This is a genomic window from Umboniibacter marinipuniceus (genome assembly GCF_003688415.1).
GTDB lineage: Bacteria > Pseudomonadota > Gammaproteobacteria > Pseudomonadales > DSM-25080 > Umboniibacter > Umboniibacter marinipuniceus.
The window spans coordinates 1-4,116 of sequence record NZ_REFJ01000012.1; the positions used below are offsets into that span (position 1 = coordinate 1).

1 protein-coding gene is annotated in these 4,116 nt (G+C 52.7%); it reads left to right on the forward strand.

From position 1 onward, the window contains the following. On the forward strand, positions 1–4,116 hold a 4,116-nt coding region (locus DFR27_RS12435; RefSeq protein WP_121877800.1), incomplete at both ends, for a tandem-95 repeat protein.

The window sequence follows — 4,116 nt, forward strand, 5'->3', positions numbered from 1 at the left end:
AACGTCTTTTGATATGTCGGTGCGAGTTGATGTTGAGGAAGGTGAGAGGCAACAAACCGGATTCTCTCAATCTAAAACCTACCAGTTTAACCACACCTCAATTCCTGAGTTCAATACCGCTCCAACAGCTTCAGGCCCGTCGTTGAGCGGAATGGAAGATCAATCCGTTAGCTTTAGCCCAAGTAATTTTGGTTATCATGATGTGGAAAGCGATGCCTTAGATCACATCACCATCACGCAGTTGCCCGATCCCGCCGAAGGTGAATTACTGCTCGATGGTCAACCAATCAGTGCCAACCAAGACATCAGCGAAGCCGATATTGCCAAGTTGGTGTTCAAACCCGCCGCCAACTTCCATGGCGACGCACACTTCGATTATACCGTCAGTGATGGTGCGGCAAACTCTGCGCCCGCACAGGCGACGGTTGCGATTGGCAGTGTGGTAGATGCTGCGACAGTCAGTACTAGCTCAGCTCCAAGCGGCAACGAAGATACCGCCATTGCGCTGAATCTGGATGTTACCGAGCACGGCGATACGCTCGATCACATCACACTCACCGGCTTCCCAGCTGGCTCGACTTTCTCAGCGGGTCACAGCGATAGCAGTGGCGGCTGGGTGGTTGATAAGGCGGACATCAGTGGCCTGACGGTCACGCCGCCACTCAATCACGACACGGACATGACCTTACACGTGGTGGCAACGACCACCGATGGGACGACCAGCCTCGATAGCGTGAGCACCGACGTAACGGTTAACGTAACCCCTGTGGACGATCGTTCCACAGCCACGCCGGGTACCATGCAGGTCGACGAAGACCACGACTATCAGTTCAGTGCTACGGACTTTGGTTTTGCTGATCCGGATACCGGTGACCAGCTCGAGCATGTGACCATTACATCGCTTCCCGATGCGACCACCCAAGGTCAATTCTTATTGAATGGTGTTGCCGTGGCCGCGAACCAACCGATCAGTACCGCCGATATTGCTCACCTCCAGTTTAAGCCGGTAGCGAACTTTAATGGCGATGTCGACTTTAAGTACACGGTGAGCGATGGCCATCATGACTCCGCCGAGGCTACGGGCACGCTGCAGGTGGCGAGTGTCAATGATTTACCGACCGTAGTGGCAACAACAAGCACCACGAGCGAAGATACCGACATCACCTTGACCAAGGCACAGCTGTTAGCCGGTGCCACGGATGTCGATCACGACACGTTAGACATTAACAGTGTCGTGGTGAATGGCGGTCACGGCACCGTCACCGATAATGGCGACGGCACGTGGACGCTTCATCCAGACGCGAACTACAAGGGCAACATTACCCTAGATTATAAGGTGAACGATGGCACGGCGGATGTAGACAATCACATGACTGTGGGTGTTAGCTCTGTCACCGATGCGGCGAATATCGCGCTGACTACGTCGGTCGAACAACAAATCATTAATACGGGTACGGCAGGACGTATCCAAGTGGATACCATCCACGGTGTGGGCGGTATTACCGAGTTTACCTTTGAAACCACGGTGATCGGTAAAGCGGTGGCGGACACTGGTGCCTCTACGGGTCCCGTTGCCATCAATATGGGGCATGGTAGCGCCGATAACATGCTGTCGTTGTGGAACCCGGGCAACATGAAGATTGGCGGTGCCGGTGATGTGGCTACGGGTGTCAATTTAGGTGATGGTAACAACCACCGCTTAACGTTGACCTGGGACTCTGCCTCGGGCGATTTAAAAGTGTTCGATAACGGTAAGCTCGTCACCACGGCACCCAACTTCCATAAAGGCGAATCGATGCCTGCGGATCTGTATATGGTTCTGGGCCAAAAGGCGAATGGAGGCATCGCAAGCCCGAGCTGGCATTCGGGCGAGCACTATGAAGGCAGCATCTTTAATGCTGCGATGGCCAATCATGCGCTGACCGATGCAGAAATTGCCAAGGGTCCCTTAGCGTCGTTAGTGACGAAAAACAGCGGTTTGCTGTTTGACGTTCGTTCTGTGGGCAGTCATATCCAAGACACCACGGGAATGCACACACTAAGTGAAAACGGAGTGCACCACGAGAGTCAGATGATCGATACCGCACTGTCGGTACCGCCACCGGGTGCGCTGTTGCACATTACGCCACAGGTGACGGCTGTTGATCCTGACGATAAAGTGGTCGCAACCGCGATCCAAGGTTTAATCAAAGACACGGTACTGAGCGATGGCACTCATACCTATACCATTACAGGTATCCTAGATAAGGTTGATCTTAAGGACTGGGATTTGAGCAAGCTCACCGCGCAGTTACCTGCCGGTGTGGTGCATAACATGAACATTGGTGTGACGGCGACCACTCAAGATCCGGATGGTGTTCAGGAAGTTCATACCGAATTTAACGGTGTGAAACTCGACCCAACGCGTCCGATCCCGAATGCGATCATCGCGGGAGAGGACAACAAAGCAACGGACGAAGACAGCGCCGTGAGTGGTGTACTAACCATCACCGACGAAGCGAGCCAACAGAGTTTCGTTGCGACGACGTATCACGGTGCACACGGTGACTTGGTGATGCAAGCCGACGGGCACTGGACGTACACCCCGGATGCCAGCATGAATAACATGGCTGCGGGTGACACCAATACCGACATCATTACAGTGGAGTCGAAGGATGGTACCTACCACGAGATCACGTTACAAATAAACGGCACCAACGACGCGCCAACGATTACCGTGCAAACTCTCAGTGGCACGGAGGATCAGTCGGTGAGCCTAACGGCGGCGAACTTTGGTTTCACCGACGTGGATACCGGTGACACTCTCGACCACATCACCATCACGCAGTTGCCCGATCCCGCCGAAGGCGCGCTTATGCTCGATGGCCATGCGGTCAGTGCCAATCAGCAAATTGACGCGGCGGATCTTAGTAAGCTGGTATTTACCCCTGCTGCTAATTACAACGGCGACGTACATTTCGGTTACACCGTCAGTGATGGTACTGCCGATTCTTCTCCAGCAACGGCAACCATTAATTTATCGGCGGTCAACGATGCAGCGACAGCCGCTGGGAATACTCAGGCTAGTGTCATTGAGGAGCAGCTTACCCGAGGTTTTTTGGATAGCGGTTGGAATAACCTCGATATTGTCGATCTTGATTCCTCGGCCGAAGCCAAAGTAGTGAAGGTGGAAATAAATGGTGTCGAGCACGTCATGCCAAATAATTTTGCTCTTGATCTCAAGGGCACGCACGGTAGTTTTCACTTTACCCAAGGTACAGACGGGCATGATAAGTGGAGTTATCGCGCCGATAACGCGCAATCCGAAATACAAGGCTTAAAAGATGGTCAGCAGCTCACTGACCAAGCTTTCTTGATTACCGCAGACGGAACTCGCATACCACTCTCTGCAACCATTAAAGGTCAGGACGATCATGTCGTCATCGATACGCCCGATAAGTTGCATGCCAATTTAGGAGTCGTGACGGAGGATGCGAAATCGACGATCTCGGGTACTCTCCAGGCGCATGATGCAGACACTGACGATCACGTCACGTTTAAACCACAAACCGTGCAGGATGCTTACGGTACATTTAGCGTCAAAGCTGACGGCACTTGGACTTACACGCTTGATCATGCGAAAGCTGACTCACTAGCAGCTGGTTATCGTGTCGTACATCCTTTCTCTATCGAAGCGATCTCCAGTGATGGCAGTACTGCCAGACAGCAGATTGGAATTATTGTCGAAGGAAGTAATGATGCGCCAACAGTTCAAACTGTGGCATTGACAGGTACCGAAGATACCGCTCGAACTTTCTCAGCAGGTGATTTCGGTTTCAAGGATGTGGATGTGAGTGACACCCTTGATCACGTAACCATCACCCAATTGCCCGACCCCGCGCAAGGTGTTCTTATGCTCGATGGCCACGCGGTCGTCGCGAATCAAGATATTGCCGCTGGCGAGATTGGTAAGCTGGTGTTTACGCCTGCTCTGAATTACAACGGTGATGTGCACTTTGGTTATACAGTCAGTGACGGCAATACCGATTCAGCACCCGCACAGGCCACAATATCCGTGGCAAGTGTTGTGGATACGCCAACGGTGACGACAGCGGATGTAACAGGAGATGAAGACAA